Below are 15,344 nucleotides of genomic sequence, written 5' to 3'. Positions count from 1 at the left end.
GCTAGACCTCCGCGTACATTCGCCCGGGGTTGAACAGCCCTTGCGGGTCGAGTTGCGCCTTGAGTTGCCGGTGGTAGCGCAGCAGGGTCGGCGCCAAGGGTTGAAACGGCGAATCGGTGGCGCCGTGGGTAAAGCACGTTGCATGGCCGCCCAGGGAATGGGCGAGTGCGTGAATCTCAGGGCTTTCGGATTTCACCCAGCGTTGCGCGCCGGCCCAGTCGATCAGTTGCTCGCCGGGCAGTTCGAGCGGGCCGAGATTGTTCGGCAATGACAGGCGCCACAGCGGCAAGCCTTCGTCGAAAAAACTCAGGCGCTGTTCGTTGAGGTCGCGCCAGAAAACCGAGTCCAGCGGCTCGCCGCCGAGGCGTTGATGCGCCGCCGTTACCGAACCTTCGCCGCCTTCCAGACGCAGATACAGGCTCTGGCCATCGTGACATGCCGCGCTGATCGGCAGCGGTTGCTGGCCCCATTCGGCAAGTTTGCTCAAGGCCCGAGCGCAGTCGATATCGAGGCGAATGCTCAGGCACTGGCGCGGTTTCGGCAGGACTTTCAGCGACACTTCGGTGAGCACGCCGAGGCAACCGTAACTGCCGGCCATCAGTCGCGAAAGGTCATAACCGGCGACGTTTTTCATCACTTCGCCACCGAAGCGCAAATGTTGACCGAGGCCGGTGATCACCCGCGTGCCAAGAACGAAGTCGCGCACCGAGCCGGACCACGGCCGGCGAGGTCCGGACAGTCCCGTGGCGACCATGCCGCCGACCGTGGCGCTGTCGGCAAAGGATGGCGGTTCGCAGGGCAACATTTGCCCGGCGGCGTCCAGCGCCGCGAGCAGCTCGGACAACGGCGTGCCGGCACGTGCGGTGACCACCAGTTCGGTCGGGTCGTACTGGACGATGCCCCGATGAGCACGGGTGTCGAGCACTTCGCCGGCCACCTCGCGGCCGAGAAAGGCCTTGCTGTTGCCGCCCTGAATCTTCAGCGGCGTGGCATTGGCCCGCGCGGCGTTGACCTGATCGAGCAGGGCGTTGGCGGCATCGAAATCAGCCATCAGAATCGCTCCAGCTCGGGGAAGGGCAGTTGCCCGGCGTGAATGTGCATCGCGCCGAATTCGGCGCAGCGATGCAGGGTCGGAATGTTCTTGCCGGGATTGAGCAGGCCCTGCGGATCGAACGCGGCTTTCACCGCATGAAACAGCAGTAACTCGTCGCTGTTGAACTGCGCGCACATCTGATTGATTTTCTCGCGACCGACGCCGTGCTCGCCGGTGATGCTGCCGCCGACTTTCACGCACAATTCGAGGATCTTGCCGCCCAGTGCCTCGGCCCGATGCAGCTCCCCCGGCTGGTTGGCATCGAACAGGATCAGCGGATGCATGTTGCCGTCGCCGGCATGGAACACGTTGGCCACGCGCAAGCCATATTCTTCGCCAAGACGCGAGATGCCTTGCAGCACAGCGGGCAATTCGCGGCGCGGGATGGTGCCGTCCATGCAGTAATAATCGGGCGACAATCGACCAATCGCCGGGAACGCGTTTTTGCGTCCGGCCCAGAAACGCACGCGTTCAGCCTCGTCCTGGGCCTGGCGCACTTCAGTGGCGCCGGCCGCTGTCATCACTTCCCGTACGCGCTGGCAATCGTCGTGCACGTCGGCTTCGACGCCGTCGAGTTCGCACAGCAGAATCGCCTCGGCGTCGACCGGGTAACCGGCGTGGATAAAGTCTTCGGCGGCGCGAATGGCGAGGTTGTCCATCATTTCCAGACCACCCGGAATGATCCCGGCAGCGATGATTTCGGCAACCGCGCGGCCGGCCTTTTCCACTGAGTCGAAACTGCCGAGCAGGACCTTGGCGACTTGCGGTTTAGGCAACAACTTCACCGTGACTTCGGTGATGATTCCCAGCAGGCCTTCGGAGCCGGTGAACAAGGCGAGCAGGTCGAAACCGGCTGAATCGAGCGCCTCGGAGCCTAGCGTCAGACGTTCGCCCTCAATGGTCAGCACTTCGATTTTCAGCACGTTGTGCACGGTCAGGCCGTACTTGAGGCAATGCACGCCACCAGCGTTTTCCGCGACGTTGCCGCCGATCGAACAGGCAATCTGCGACGACGGATCCGGTGCGTAATACAGGCCGAACGGGGCCGCCGCTTGGGAGATGGCGAGATTGCGCACCCCCGGCTGAACCCGCGCGATACGTGCAGCGGGGTCGATGTGCAGGATGTTGTTGAACCGCGCCATCACCAGCAACAGGCCTTTTTCCAGTGGCAGGGCGCCGCCGGACAATCCAGTGCCGGCACCCCGCGCAACCACGGGCACGTTGTTCTGATGGCAGAGTTTCAGCAGGGTTTGCACTTGCTCCAGACGCCGGGGCAGGGCGACCAGCATTGGCGTGGTGCGGTAGGCGGAGAGGCCGTCGCATTCGTAGGGTTTGAGTTCATCTTCGCGCCAGAGGATGTCCAGGTCCGGCAGGGCTTGTTGCAGCGCCTTGAGCAATTCGCCCTTGTTCACCTCGGCTAACGGCCCGTCGAGGCGTTCGTCGTAAAGGATGTTCATGGGAACGCCAACCTTCTGTCTCCGCTGATCGTTCCCACGCTCTGCGTGGGAATGTAGCCCGGGACGCTCTGCGTCACTGGACGCAGAGCGTCCCCTGAGGCATTCCCACGCAGAGCATGGGAACGATCAGTTGCGCAACCTTGGGCATTGCGAATATCCAGGTTCATCGCTGTCGTTCCAGAAATTCCCCGTACAGCCGCGCGGTATTTCCCGGCTGTTCGACCATCGGCATGTGCCCGACGTGATCCCACACATCCACTTCGAGATTGGCGATGCCTTTGCTCCACACCGGCACGCTGCTGACGTCGATCAGGCGATCCTTGCGCCCCCATAGCAGCAGCGCCGGACATTTGATCTCGGCCAGTTTCGGCTCCATCGGCGGGCTGGCGCGGAAGTCGCGGAAGATTTCTTCGAGCTCGTCACGTTGTTGCTCATAGCGCTGGGCGACGGCGTCCAGCACCAGCTTCGGTACCCACGGCGGCGACTCCATGGTCATCGCATAAAAGCGCTGAAACTCTTCGCGGGAGTTGATCAGGAACGGATTGTGCCCGCGCGCCAGATGGCGCTCCATGTCGCTCGGCTCCGGTGCGGTGACGCCGGCCGGGTCGATCAAGGCCAGCGAGGCGATTCGCTCCGGATAGGTCGCCGCCAGCCACGCGGCAATGTAGCCGCCCATGGAGTTGCCGATGACGTGGACTTTCTCCACGCCGCAGACGTCGAGCAGTTGAATCATGCGTTTGGCCTGAACCGCAATGTCGTAACCGCCGCCAGCCTTGAAGCCCGTCTCACCGTGGCCGGCCAGATCCGGAATGATCACCCGATACTGACGGACGAAATGCCGGGCGCAGCGCAGCCAGAGGTTTTTGTCGGCGCTGAAGCCGTGCAGCATGAGGATCGCGCTGGACGCCTCGTATGGCCCGCCTTGCCAGGTCGACACGGTCATTTCGGCGATCGGCACTTCGATCTTGTGCAGTTTGTACAACTTGGCCTCGCTGGCCATGGCCAGGTTGTACAGCCAATGGCCGACCGCCGGGTAACTCAACCAGCTCCAGGCCACGAAAACCGCAAGTGCGACAAACAGCAAAAGCATCGACGTCTTCCTTTTACGTGTTCAGGACAAAATATGGTCGGCCGGTTTCAGCGCCCGGGTCAGCAGGTGATAGCTGAAACTGAAGCCGGGAAACATCGCGATCACATGACCGCTCTTGCTCTGGTACCAACTGTGACAGCCGCCGGACTTCCACACCGTGCGCTGCATTTCCCGGTGGATCATTGCAGTGTAGGTACGTTCCGCGTCATGACGTACTTCGATGCTGCGCAGGCCTTTGGCCTGCACGGTGCAGATGCAGTCGAGGATGTAGTTCATCTGCGATTCGATGATGAACAGCGCCGAGGTGTGGCCAATGCCGGTGTTCGGCCCGGTGACAATAAACAGATTGGGGAAATCCGGCAGGCTGGTGCCGAGGTAGGCGCGCGGGTATTCGGCCCAGACATCTCTGAGTTGCACCGCGTTTTTGCCGCTGACCGGGTAGGAAATCACCCCATCGGTGGCGTCGTAACCGGTCGACCAGACGATCAGATCAACATCGAGATGCTCGCCGTCCACGGTGTTGATCCCGCTTTCATCGATCGAAGCGATGCCGTGCTCGCGACTGTGCAACGTGACGTTGGCGCGGCTCAGCGCCGGGTAGTACGTGCTGGACACCAAAACGCGTTTGCAGCCGATGATGAAGTCCGGGGTGAGTTTCTGCCGCAGCAGCGGGTCCGGAACCTGGCGTTTGAGGAACCGCAGCGCATGTCGCTGGACCAGATGAATCGCCGGTTTCGAGTATTTGAAGGCGATCACCCGGGTTTCGAATTGCCAGTAGATCAGCCAGCGCAGCAGCTTGTACGCCGGCTTCAGGCCAAGCAGCCAGCGCTGGAAACGGCCGAATTTGCGATCGGCACGCGGCAGCACCCAATGCGGCGTGCGTTGGAACACATGCAGGTGTTCGACTTGTGGCGCAACCGCCGGGATCACTTGGGCTGCGCTGGCACCGCTGCCGACGATCGCCACGCGTTTACCGCGATAGTCGTAGCTGTGATCCCAATTATTTGTGTGAAAAGTCTTGCCTTGAAAGCGATCCATCCCGGGAAAGTTGGGGATGACCGGCTGACTCAACGGGCCGGAAGCATTGATCAGGAATTGGGTTCGGAAAGTACCTCTGGCGCGGGTGTGCACCCACCAACGCTTTTCCGCTTCGTCCCACTCGACGCGCTCGACATCGGCCCCCAGTTCCACGCGCTCGCGTAAACCGAACTGCTCGATCAGCTGTTCGGTGTAGTGACGCAGTTCCGCCTGTTCGGCGAACATCTGCGACCAGCGGTAGGGTGCGAATGACAACGAATACAGCGGCGACGGCACGTCTACCGCTGCGCCGGGGTAGGTGTTCTGGCACCAGGTACCGCCGAAGAAGTCGCCTCGCTCGAGAATGCGAAAGTCGTCGATTCCGGCCTTGAGCAGGTTGACCGCCGCGCACTGGCCGCCGAAACCGCTGCCGATGATCAACACAGCGTAGGTATGCATGTGCCCCCTTTTTGTAGTTGTTTTTCCATTTCCCCTCTTTCATTTATAGCCAACTCTGCGCCGCGCGTGCGGCGCTGATAGCGCTCTATTCAGGCCGCTGGCCGGTGATGGCTATTTAACGGCGCCCTGATAGACTCCGGACACATCCTTGTCGGGATGTAACCATGCATCGCGCGGTCGAGGCCCTTATGGGAAATACGCGAGGAAAGGGACTTTCACTGGCCAGGAGGCTTTACAGGTCGCGGGTGTTCGGGCTGCTGCTCGGGCTGATGTGTGTCAGCGTGGCGATGTATGCCCTCGATCCGCCGCTGTGGGTGTGGGGCCTAATGCTCTTCAACGGCCTGGTCTGGCCGCATCTGGCCTTTCTATGGGCGCGCCGCTCGAGCGTGCCGTTTCGCGCCGAACACCGCAATTTGCTGATCGACGCATTCATGGGCGGCTTCTGGGTCGCCGCCATGCAGTTCAATCCCTTGCCCAGCGCGACCACGATTTCGATGATGGCGATGAACAACGTCGCCATTGGCGGTGGGCGTTTTTTGCTCGCCGGGTCGGCGGCGCAGCTATTGGGCATCGGCGTCGGGCTGGTGGTGTTTGCGCCGGCGTTCATCCCGCCAACAACGCCGCTGCAGCTTTACGCCTGTTTGCCGTTGCTGTTGCTGTATCCGCTGGCGCTGGGCTGGATCTGCTTTCGCCAGGCCTCGACCCTCGGTCGGCACAAGCGCGAGCTGCTGGCGTTGAGTCGCACCGACAGCCTGACCGGCCTGCTCAATCACGGCGCGTGGAAGGATCAACTGAACCTCGAGTTCCAGCGCTGCAAACGCCAGCAGCAGGGCGCGGCGATTGCGCTGATCGACATCGACCACTTCAAGGCGATCAATGACACCTACGGCCACGTCGCCGGCGATATCGTCCTGCGCCAGTTGAGCAAACTGCTCAAACAGAATCTGCGCGCCACGGACGTGGCCGGTCGCTATGGCGGCGATGAGTTCTGCGTGATCCTGCCGGAACTGCCACTCTTCAACGCGGCTCAGGCCATGGAAGCCTTGCGCGAGCGTTTCGCGGTGATGGGCTACGAGCAGAACCCGGCGTTGAAGGTCAGTCTGAGCATTGGTCTGGCCGCCTACGACCCAAGCCATGCCGACGCCACGCGTTGGCTGGATGAGGCCGATCAGGCGTTGTACGAAGCCAAGGCCAGTGGGCGTAATCGGGTGATCTGCAACAGTGACAACAAACCGAGGCAGGCGCTGCTGGATTCGGTTTGAAGAGTGATCGGAGATCCCATGTAGGAGCTGCCGAAGGCTGCGATCTTTTGGGACGCTCTGCGTCCCGGCCTGCGTTCCTTTGCTGCGCGTGGAAACGATCAAAATCAAAAGATCGCAGCCTTCGGCAGCTCCTACAGTTTGTTCGGTGTCAGTCGGGCAAGTGTCGCATCCGCTATAGAGCCTTGCGCCGATGTCGGTTACGGTTGAATCCCTCCGACACGAAACAAGGACTGCTTCATGACGTTCTCATTTCCCCGCTCTCTGCTGGCCGCCAGTCTCGGTCTGTCCCTCGCGCTCACGGCCGCCACCGCTGTCGCCGAACCGCATAAACAAGTGCTCGCCGATGCCGAGCAGTACCAGCCCGAAGCCCTGAAGTTACTGGAACGGCTGGTCAATATCGACTCCGGTTCAGGTTATGAGCCGGGCCTGAAACAGGTCAGCGACATCGCGATCGATGAGCTGAAAAAACTCGGCGCAACCATTGAATTGGTGCCGAACACCCCGGAAAAATCCAACCACGTGCTGGCCACGCTCAAAGGCACCGGCAAGGCGAAAATCCTCCTGATGGCGCACATGGACACGGTGTTCAAGGAAGGCTCGGCTGCCGAACGGCCATTCCACATCAAGGACGGGCGTGCCTACGGGCCGGGGGTGATGGACGACAAGGGCGGCATCGTCGCCGGCATCTACGCGCTGAAAGTGCTGAAGAACCTCTACTTCAAGGACTACGCGCAGATCACCTTCCTGCTCGACGCCAGCGAAGAAACCGGCTCGGATGTCGCCACCGACCTGATCAAGAAAACCGCCAAACAGCACGACGTCACCCTCAACCTCGAACCGGGCCGCCCGGCCGATGGCCTGGTGGTGTGGCGCAAGGGCAGTGCGACGGCGCTGGTCGAAGTCAAAGGCAAGGCCGCCCACGCCGGCGTCGCGCCAGAGTTGGGACGGAACGCGGCGATGGAAGCGGCGCACCAGATTCTGCAACTGGGCAAGCTCGGCGATGAAGCGAAGAAAACCACCATCAACTTCACCGTGCTCAAGGCCGGCGATCGGACCAACGTGATTCCCGATCAGGCCACGGCCAAGGCTGACGTGCGCGCGGCGGTGCCGGAAGAGTTCGATCGTATCGAGAAGGATCTGGCGCGGGTGTCGCAGGACAAGTTGATTGCCGAGACCGAAGTGAAAACCTCCTTGCAGCGCGGATTGCCGCCGATGCCGCAGACGGCCGAGTCGGATCGCCTGATGGCCATGGCTCAAGGGATCTACGGTGAGATTGGCCGCAAGCTGACCGAGGAGGGCAGTGGTGGCGCGGCGGATGCCAGTCTGTCCGCAGGCGTAGGGACGGCGACGCTGGATGGCTTCGGGATCGTCGGCGGCAATATTCATACGCCGGAGGAATACGCCGAAGTGGCGAGCGTGGCGCCGCGAATTTATCTGTTGTCGCGGATGATCATGGAGTTGGCGAAGCCGCGGTGAAGCAATGATCATTCCCGGTTCAGCCCCGCAGCCGCAGCCGCAGACGCTTTCGCGAGCAGGCTCGCTCCCACAGGGGAGCGCATTTCAACTGTGGGAGCGAGCTTGCTCGCGAAGGGGCCGGTACAGCGTATGCGTCACTCCTTGACGCTCATGTATTCCTTGGCCCAGAGAATGTATTCCTCCGGCTGGGTATAAGTGTGGGTCAACTCGGTCGCGCTCAAATCGGCGGCCTGGGTGAAGATCTGTCGCTGTTCGCGCAGGCTGTCATAGGTGGCCTTGATCGCGGCGAAGTAGGCGCCGTGGCCGTCGATGGTCACGCGCACGCCCAGTTCGGCCAGGCGTTTGTCGTCGCGCAGGGCCGGGTTGCCGTAAGTGACCAGCATTAGCGGCACCGTCAGATGTTCGGCGATTTGTTCCAGTTGATCAAAGTCCTGCACGCCGACCATGCAGATGCCGTCAGCGCCCGCCGCCTGATATTGGCGGGTGCGGCTGATGATTTCCTGGTTCGGCAGAATGCCGGCATTGGTGCGGGCGATGATCGCCATTTCCGTGTCGACCCGGGCTTCCAGCGCCGCGCGGATCTTGCCGACGCCTTCGGCCACGGTGATCAGGTCGGTGGATTTGCGCCCGAATTGCGCGGGCAGCAGGGTGTCTTCGATGGTCAGTGCAGCGACGCCGGCGCGTTCCAGTTCGACGATGGTGCGCATCACGTTAAGAGCGTTACCGTAGCCGTGATCGGCGTCGGCGATCACTGGCAATTGGGCGACGCGACCGATGCGCGTGGCCTGTTCGGCGAATTCGCTGAGGGTGATCAGGGCGAAGTCCGGTGCGCCAAGCACCTGCAGCGAGGCCACGGAGCCGCCGAGGATACCTACTTCAAAACCCAGGTCAGCGGCGATGCGGGCCGACATCGGGTCGAACACCGAAGCGGTGTGGTAGCAGGTGTCGGAGGCCAGCAGCTGACGGAAATTGCGGCGCAAATCTTGATGGGAAAGCCTGGTCATACGAGTTCCACCAATACATAAGGAATGGAAAGGCTTGAGCAAAGGTGTCAACGCCGAAGAATGAAAAGGCTATCACGCGAATGGGTCAAGAATCATGACGAATTTGCGCGGCAGGACTGGCGGCTGAAAGGTTTAATCTCCCGTGCCGGAAATATCAGGCCGCCACGGCATGTTGCTGTTGATGGGGCAGGAGCACCGCGCGCACCGAATTGCCCGGCTGAAGTTGCAGGCGCTTGGCGGTGAGACGATCAACCACCAGGCTGTTGCCCACCAGTCGACCGTGGGCCGCGGTGATGCGGCAGTTTTCCAGCCGGCGGTTGTGAATCAGCCACAGCGGCGCCTGCTCGTCGGGGGTGCCGAGGCTCAGGGTCAGTTCGAGGCTGTCGCGTACCGTGCGGATGCTGCGGATCGGCGCTTCGATAACCGGGCCACCGTCGAAAATGTCGATGTAGCCTTTGTGCGCAAAGCCTTCGGCTTGAAGAATCTTCAACGCCGGCTGGGTGTTCGGATGCGTCTGGCCGATCGCCGCCTGCGCCTGTTCGGTGAGCAGGCAGGTGTACAGCGGCTGGCGCGGCATCAGTTCGGCGATAAAGGCTTTGTTGCCCAGGCCGGACAAGTGATCGGCGTGGGTGAAATCCATCTGGAAAAAGTGTCGGCCCAGGCTGTCCCAGAACGGCGAGCAACCGTTTTCATCGGCACTGCCGCGCAGTTCGGCGATCATCTTCTCACCAAACAGGTGCGGAAATTCGGCGACGAACAACAGACGACCCAGCGACAACAGGCGGCCATTGCTGCCGTTGCGCTGGTCATGGCGCAGAAACAGCGAGCACAGCTCTGATTGGCCGGTCAGCTCGTTATTCAGGAACAACGTCGGAATCTGCCGCTGAATGCCCAGGTCCGGTGCCGAACTGACGGTTACCCCGAGCCGGTAGTTGTACCAGGGCTCGCGCAGGCCAACGGCACCGGCCATCGCGCTGACACCGACCACGCGCTGCTCATCATCCTCGAGGACAAACAGGTAATCGGCATCGGCGCGCTCCACCTGTTCGGCGAATGCACGCTGCGCCCAACGCACTCGATGCGCGAGACGGTCTTCGTTCGCCGGAAGCGTGGTGAAGCCCGGCCCTGCCTGTTCAACGAGGGTCATCAAGGCAGGAAGATCACTGACTTTTACCGGACGGACAATCATGCTCCAACTCCTTTGGCGTACCGATTCAGGCGCGGATGGCTAACGCGGCTCACAGAGCGACCAGCCGTATCGAGCTGCCATCGCTGACCTTCAGCGCCGCGCAGATGGTGGGTGTCAGGGGCAGCGGTTGACCGGGGTGATAGTCCAGTTCAGTGACCATCGCGCGGTAGTCATGCAGGGCGTCGTTGCTCAGCAGGTAACGGCCACAGGCGTCGGTCGATGCCTGTTGGCGGACGATGGCGGTCTGGCTGTCGGCGATCGAGCGGATGTTCGCGGTGCGCGCATACAGGGTCGGGCCGGCGTCGAACAGGTCGATGTAGCTGTTGGTTTCGAAGCCTTCCCGCGCGAGGATGTCGAACGCTTCCTGGCCGTCCGGGTGCACGCGGCCGATGCAGTCCTGCGCCGCTGGCGGCAGCATCGGCACGTAGATCGGATATTGCGGCATCAGTTCGGCGAGAAACGTGCGGCTCTGCAAACCGCAGAGACGCTCGGCTTCCGCGTAGGGCAGATCGAAAAAGTGCTTGCCCAGCGCATCCCAGAACGGCGAGTGACCCTGCTCGTCGCTATAGCCGACGATTTCGGTGATCACCGCTTCGGAGAACCGCTGCGCATGCGCGGCAATGAACAGCAGACGCGCCCGCGACAGCAGTTCGGAAAACGGCGTGCGCACCAATGCTGCATCGATGTGGAAACCGCGCAGCAAGGTATGCCCGCTGAGGTCATGGCACAGCGACAACGCCGGTACGCCATGCTCGATGTTCAATTCCCGCGAAGCACTGGTGAAATGGCGGTTGCGCAGGCTGTAGAACGGCTCCTTGAAGCCGGCGGTGGCAAGGATTTCCGAGCAGCCGACCAATTGCCGGTGTTCGAGATCTTCCAGCACGAAGAAGTAGTTCTCCGGCCCCTGCGCCTGGGCGGCGCTATCGAAGGACGCGCACGACGCGGCGATTTTTTCGCGCAGGTGCTCGCTGTCATCCGGCAGCGAGGTCACGCCGATCAGGCTCTCGCGGGCCAGGCGCTGTAGCTGGGGCAGATCATTCTGCTCGACTGGGCGTAAGACCAGCATGGATGTACTCCTGTATCAAAAGGTTCGGCCCATTCGCCGAACCTGACTATCACTGTCGGTTTCCACGCGTTGAATCGGCGGTCGCCTGATTTGTTGTCAGACGCCGCTCTTTTTCTTGTCAGCCTTTGCTCGGATCGGGCAGCGCTGTGCTGGCGCCGAGCTTGTTGAGGAAGAACAGGTACACCAGGCCCAGGGCAATCCAGATCAGGCCGAGTTTCTGCGCATCGACGCCCATGTTGTACATGATGGCGGCGACGATGATGAAGCCGATCACCGGGCAGAGCAGATGGCGCACAACCTGTCCCGACTTCTGCCGACGCCAGTAGTGGTTGATCACCGTCAGGTGCAGGAGCATGAAACCGCTGAGGGCGCCGAAGTTGATCAGCGAGGTGAGGATGTCGACCGCGTCGATGAACAGGTAGCAGATCAGCAGCGACAACACCGCCACCAGATAAATGCTCAGGTACGGCGTGTTGTATTTCGGGTGGACCTTGGCCAGCACCTTCGGCAGCTTGCCGTCGCGGGCCATGCCGAACAGCAGCCGCGACACGGCGGCCTGCGAGGTGATTGCCACGGCGACGCCCCAGGCCAGCGCCGTGGCGACGGCGGTCAGGGTCGCCAGCCAGCTGCCGGCGGCGATTTCGGCAATTTCATAAAACGCGGTGTCGGCGGATTTGAAACCCATGCCCGCTGCCAGATCGGTGGCGATCCACGTTTGTACGACGAAAATCGTGCCCATCACTGCCAGAGTGATCAGCGCTGCCTTGCCGACACTGCGGCCCGGATCTTCCTTGATTTCTTCGGCGAGGGTGGAGATCGCGTCGAAGCCGAGGAACGACAGCACGGCGATCGACACCGCTTGCATCAGCAGGGCGAAGTTGAAGGTTTCCGGGTGATACAGCGGCGCCAGCGTCAGCTCGCCATTACCGCCGCCGTTGTGCAACGCGTTCCAGGCGTAGAACAGGAAGATGCCCAGCACCACCAGTTGTGCCAGCAGGAACAGCATGTTCATCCGCGCGGTGAAGGTGATGCCGCGCAGGTTGACGAACGTCGCGCTGACCAGAAACGCCAGAATGAAGCCGACCTTGGGAATATCCGGGTACAAATGGTTGAGCGCCATCGCCGAATACAGGTACAGCAGCGGTGGAATCAGCAGGTAATCGAGCAGCATCAGCCAGCCAGCGATGAAACCGACATGTTGATTGAGGCCGCGCTGGGCGTAGGAATATACGGAACCGGCAACCGGAAAGGCCTTGGCCATGCTGCCGTAACTCAGCGCGGTGAACAGCATTGCCACCATGCCGATGATGTACGCCAGCGGCACCATCCCCGGTGCTTCGGCGTTGACGTAGCCATACACACCGAACGGGGCGATGGGGATCATGAAGATCATCCCGTACACCACCAGATCGGTCAGCGTCAGGCTACGTTTCAACTCTTGCTTGTAGCCGAATTCTTCAATTTCCATGAAGCGCAACTCCTTGTCAGCCATCGGTCGGATTATGTTTTATCGGTCCGTCATTTACAGCAAAGGTGCGAGGTAACCTGCCCAGCGCGAAACCGCTTCGGAACTGCGCAGCAGATCATTGCGCACCTCGATCAGTACCGCCTCAAGGCCCCTGGCATCACCGTGCACCGGCACGGTCATGTCGCCCAAGGGATCAATTTTGTACGGCTGGTTGCCCGCGACTTTCAGCGGCTGCGCTTGCAACCCGTCGAGCAGGCGCTGAGCATAGTCTTGGGCCTGGCCGAACAACACGCCGACTTCCAGTGGTCGCGGCTGGCCGTAATACACCGGGGTGAAACTGTGAATACCGACCACACGCACCGGCAGACCTTTGGCAATACGCTCGTCGATCAAGGTCTGCAAGCGCGCATGAAACGGTTTGAACAACGTCTGGCGCCGGTACTCGCGGGTCGCCTCATCCAGCTCGCGATTGCCAGGTATCGGGTAGATCTCACTCTGCAGCGGGATGCTGTCCGGGGCATGGCGCGGGCGGTTGAGGTCGATCAGCAGCCGTGAGTAATTGGCGCTGAGCAACGTAGCGCCGAGCTGTTCCGACAACTGTTCGGCCAGTTGCAACGCGCCGATGTCCCAGGCGATATGTTCGCGCGCGGCCGCCTCGTCCAGGCCCAGATTGTTCAGGGCGTCGGGGATGTAGCGACTGGCGTGTTCGCACACGAGGATCAACGGATTCGTCGAGTCCTCGCGGCTCAGGTTGTAGACCGGGCGGGTATACAACCCCAGCTCAGCGGATTCAGTACAGGCGTGCATAGTGCTCACACAAGTCAGCGGGCGAGAGCTGTTCCGTCAGCGCCAGTTCCTCGGTTTTCAGGGCGTAATAAGTGTCGAGCAACGGCTTGGGCAGCCATTCGTTGAAGGCTGCACTGTCACGCAGGCAATCCAGCGCCTGGGCCAGCGAGGCGGGCAGGGCGACGATGCCCCGGGCCTTGCGTTGCTCGTCGTTGAGTGAATCGGGAATTTCATCGGTAACCGCGTTCAGCGCCAGACGCTGTTCGATGCCCAGCCGCCCGGCAATCAGCAGCGCAGCCATGGCCAGATGCGGCGAGGCGGTAGCGTCCATGGCGCGGAATTCCAGGTTGAACTGCTGCGCGGCGGACTTGCCGCCCAAGGTCACGGTCGGGCAGATGCGCAGCGCCGCTTCACGGTTCTGCTGCCCCAGACACGCATAGGACGCGCTCCAGTGGTGCGGCTGCAAACGCTGGTACGACAGCGGCGTCGGCGCGGTGAACGCGCACAGCGCCGGCAGAAAATGCAGGACTCCGGCAGCCCAGTGCTGACCGATGCTCGACAGGCCGTTGCTGGTGCCGGCGTCGTAGAGCATCGGCTGGCCGGCCAGATCGAGCAGGCTGACGTGCAGATGGACACCGTTGCACACCGCCTCGGCGGCGGTCTTCGGCGCAAAACTCAGATCCAGGCCCATTTGCCGGGCGATTTCCCGGGTGATTTCGCGCACGTTGACCGCGCGATCCGCCGCCGCCACGCCAAGCGTCGGGCGGCAGGTGATTTCGTATTGATGCTTGCCGTATTCCGGCAGAAACATTTCCGGCTCGATGCCGCCGGCGCGCAGGGCGCTGAGCAGCCAGCCGCCGAATTCGGCGCCTTGGCGCTGCGCCTCGAGAGAGAACGCCGCGTGTTCGGAAATGCCTGCGTGCAGGTTGAATTCATGTTCGAAGGCGGCGTTGACCTGCAACCCCAGCTCATCGTGATAGCGCTCGATTTCATCGCGCAGCAATGTGCGCGGGCAGGCGCCCCATGCCTGGCCGTCGGTCTCGCGAATATCGGCGTGGATGAAATCCAGCACCGGCGCATTGGCGTCCGGGCCGCTGCCGACAGTGACGCGGCTGCTCAGATCGGGAATCAGCCGCAGGTCGCCGTACGCGCCCCAGGGATTGCTCGAAGCGATGATGTCTTGCGGCGTCAACGCGCTGTTGGCCGGGACCCAGCCGCAACCCGCTGCCTGGTAGTGCTCCAGCTCATCGCTGGGAAACGAGCGGCCCCGGGTGATGCCGATCAGGTCAGTTGTCACCAGCGTGGTCATCGGTAAAGGCGTCAGGCGCGGGCTCATGGCTGCATCTCCTGCAAACGCCCGAGCACGGTGTCGGTGTCGGTGATCCAGCAGTAACCCTTGATCGCGTTGAGGCAGGCGTGATGGCGTTCAACTGTGTAAGTGGCGCAGGCATCCTCCACCAGCGTGACCAGATAGCCACGGTCGGCGGCGTCGCGCACAGCCATGTCGACGCATTGGTCGGTGACAATACCGGCGATGATCAGATGGCGGATCTGCAGATTGCGCAACACGTAATCAATATTGGTTGAATTGAACACCCCGGAGGAGGTCTTCGGCAGCACGATTTCGTTTTCGGTCGGGGTCAGCTCAGCGATGACCTGAGCCTGCACGCTGCCCTTGGGCAAGTGCATGTCAGACAGTTTGTGATCCAGCGAGCGGTCGCGACCGTCGGCGGTCAGGCTTTCGATGATCGTGTGCAGCACGTTTTGCTGCGCCTGACGAAAGGCGCCAAGCAGACGCTGTTGGTTGGGCACCACTTGGCTGCGCGTGCGCTGGAGAAAATACTCGGCATCCGCCTCGCGCAGGTGTGGGTCGAATTGCGGTTCGAGCCAGGCGCGCTGCATGTCCACCAGCAACAAAGCGGTGTGGTCGGTCGCAAACGGCAGGTCCCGAGGCGAGCGGTGGGGAAGGCTGAACAT

13 protein-coding genes are annotated in these 15,344 nt (G+C 61.8%); 2 read left to right on the top strand and 11 right to left on the bottom strand.

All coding sequences use genetic code 11. The features are described from left to right. Nucleotide 1: 1 nt before the first annotated feature. The 4 genes from glcE to AB4N47_RS13210 form a co-directional block, all read right to left on the bottom strand. Nucleotides 2–1,051: a glycolate oxidase subunit GlcE gene (gene glcE, locus AB4N47_RS13225; RefSeq protein WP_341637881.1), complete on the bottom strand. Its 1,050-nt coding sequence runs from the start codon at nucleotides 1,049–1,051 to the stop codon at nucleotides 2–4. After that, a complete protein-coding gene (gene glcD / locus AB4N47_RS13220) occupies nucleotides 1,051–2,550 on the bottom strand; it encodes a glycolate oxidase subunit GlcD (protein ID WP_341637880.1) in 1,500 nt (499 codons plus the stop codon). The genes glcE and glcD overlap by 1 nt, the downstream gene beginning before the upstream one ends. A 163-nt stretch (nucleotides 2,551–2,713) precedes the next feature. Further along, nucleotides 2,714–3,640: an alpha/beta fold hydrolase gene (locus AB4N47_RS13215; protein WP_041478617.1), complete on the bottom strand. Its 927-nt coding sequence runs from the start codon at nucleotides 3,638–3,640 to the stop codon at nucleotides 2,714–2,716. A gap of 21 nt (nucleotides 3,641–3,661) precedes the next feature. Continuing rightward, nucleotides 3,662–5,116, bottom strand: coding sequence for a flavin-containing monooxygenase (locus tag AB4N47_RS13210; RefSeq protein WP_460154243.1), 1,455 nt, complete (start codon nucleotides 5,114–5,116; stop codon nucleotides 3,662–3,664). Between the two features lie 188 nt (nucleotides 5,117–5,304). On the opposite strand from AB4N47_RS13210, the gene AB4N47_RS13205 reads away from it, so the two are divergent. Both AB4N47_RS13205 and AB4N47_RS13200 read left to right on the top strand, forming a co-directional pair. Further along, a complete protein-coding gene (locus AB4N47_RS13205) occupies nucleotides 5,305–6,378 on the top strand; it encodes a diguanylate cyclase (RefSeq protein ID WP_341637878.1) in 1,074 nt (357 codons plus the stop codon). Between the two features lie 237 nt (nucleotides 6,379–6,615). Next, entirely contained in the window at nucleotides 6,616–7,854 is a 1,239-nt protein-coding gene (locus tag AB4N47_RS13200; RefSeq protein WP_460154569.1) for a M20/M25/M40 family metallo-hydrolase, read from the top strand. A gap of 134 nt (nucleotides 7,855–7,988) precedes the next feature. Here AB4N47_RS13200 and AB4N47_RS13195 read toward each other — a convergent pair whose 3' ends face one another. From AB4N47_RS13195 to AB4N47_RS13165, 7 genes are all read right to left on the bottom strand, one after another. Continuing rightward, on the bottom strand, nucleotides 7,989–8,858 hold the full coding sequence (locus AB4N47_RS13195; protein ID WP_024012471.1) for an isocitrate lyase/PEP mutase family protein: 870 nt from the start codon (nucleotides 8,856–8,858) through the stop codon (nucleotides 7,989–7,991). A 154-nt stretch (nucleotides 8,859–9,012) separates the two neighbouring features. Further along, nucleotides 9,013–10,047, bottom strand: a complete 1,035-nt coding sequence (gene astA, locus AB4N47_RS13190; RefSeq protein ID WP_016774124.1) for an arginine N-succinyltransferase — start codon at nucleotides 10,045–10,047, stop codon at nucleotides 9,013–9,015. A 49-nt stretch (nucleotides 10,048–10,096) separates the two neighbouring features. After that, complete coding sequence (locus AB4N47_RS13185) at nucleotides 10,097–11,113, bottom strand: arginine N-succinyltransferase (protein WP_341637877.1); 1,017 nt, start codon at nucleotides 11,111–11,113, stop codon at nucleotides 10,097–10,099. 118 nt (nucleotides 11,114–11,231) lie between these two features. Then, nucleotides 11,232–12,581 carry an APC family permease gene (locus AB4N47_RS13180; protein WP_341637876.1) on the bottom strand — a complete coding sequence of 450 codons (1,350 nt, stop codon included), beginning with the start codon at nucleotides 12,579–12,581 and terminating at the stop codon, nucleotides 11,232–11,234. A gap of 54 nt (nucleotides 12,582–12,635) precedes the next feature. Next, nucleotides 12,636–13,388: an N-formylglutamate amidohydrolase gene (locus tag AB4N47_RS13175; protein ID WP_341637875.1), complete on the bottom strand. Its 753-nt coding sequence runs from the start codon at nucleotides 13,386–13,388 to the stop codon at nucleotides 12,636–12,638. Continuing rightward, entirely contained in the window at nucleotides 13,372–14,703 is a 1,332-nt protein-coding gene (locus tag AB4N47_RS13170; protein ID WP_341637874.1) for a type I glutamate--ammonia ligase, read from the bottom strand. The genes AB4N47_RS13175 and AB4N47_RS13170 overlap by 17 nt, the downstream gene beginning before the upstream one ends. Then, nucleotides 14,700–15,344: a cysteine hydrolase family protein gene (locus AB4N47_RS13165; RefSeq protein WP_341637873.1), complete on the bottom strand. Its 645-nt coding sequence runs from the start codon at nucleotides 15,342–15,344 to the stop codon at nucleotides 14,700–14,702. Before AB4N47_RS13165 ends, AB4N47_RS13170 begins: the two co-directional genes overlap by 4 nt.

This window comes from Pseudomonas sp. S3_G06 (assembly GCF_054667565.1).
Note: the sequence above shows the minus strand (reverse complement) of the source record. Positions and strands in the feature narration are given on the sequence as shown.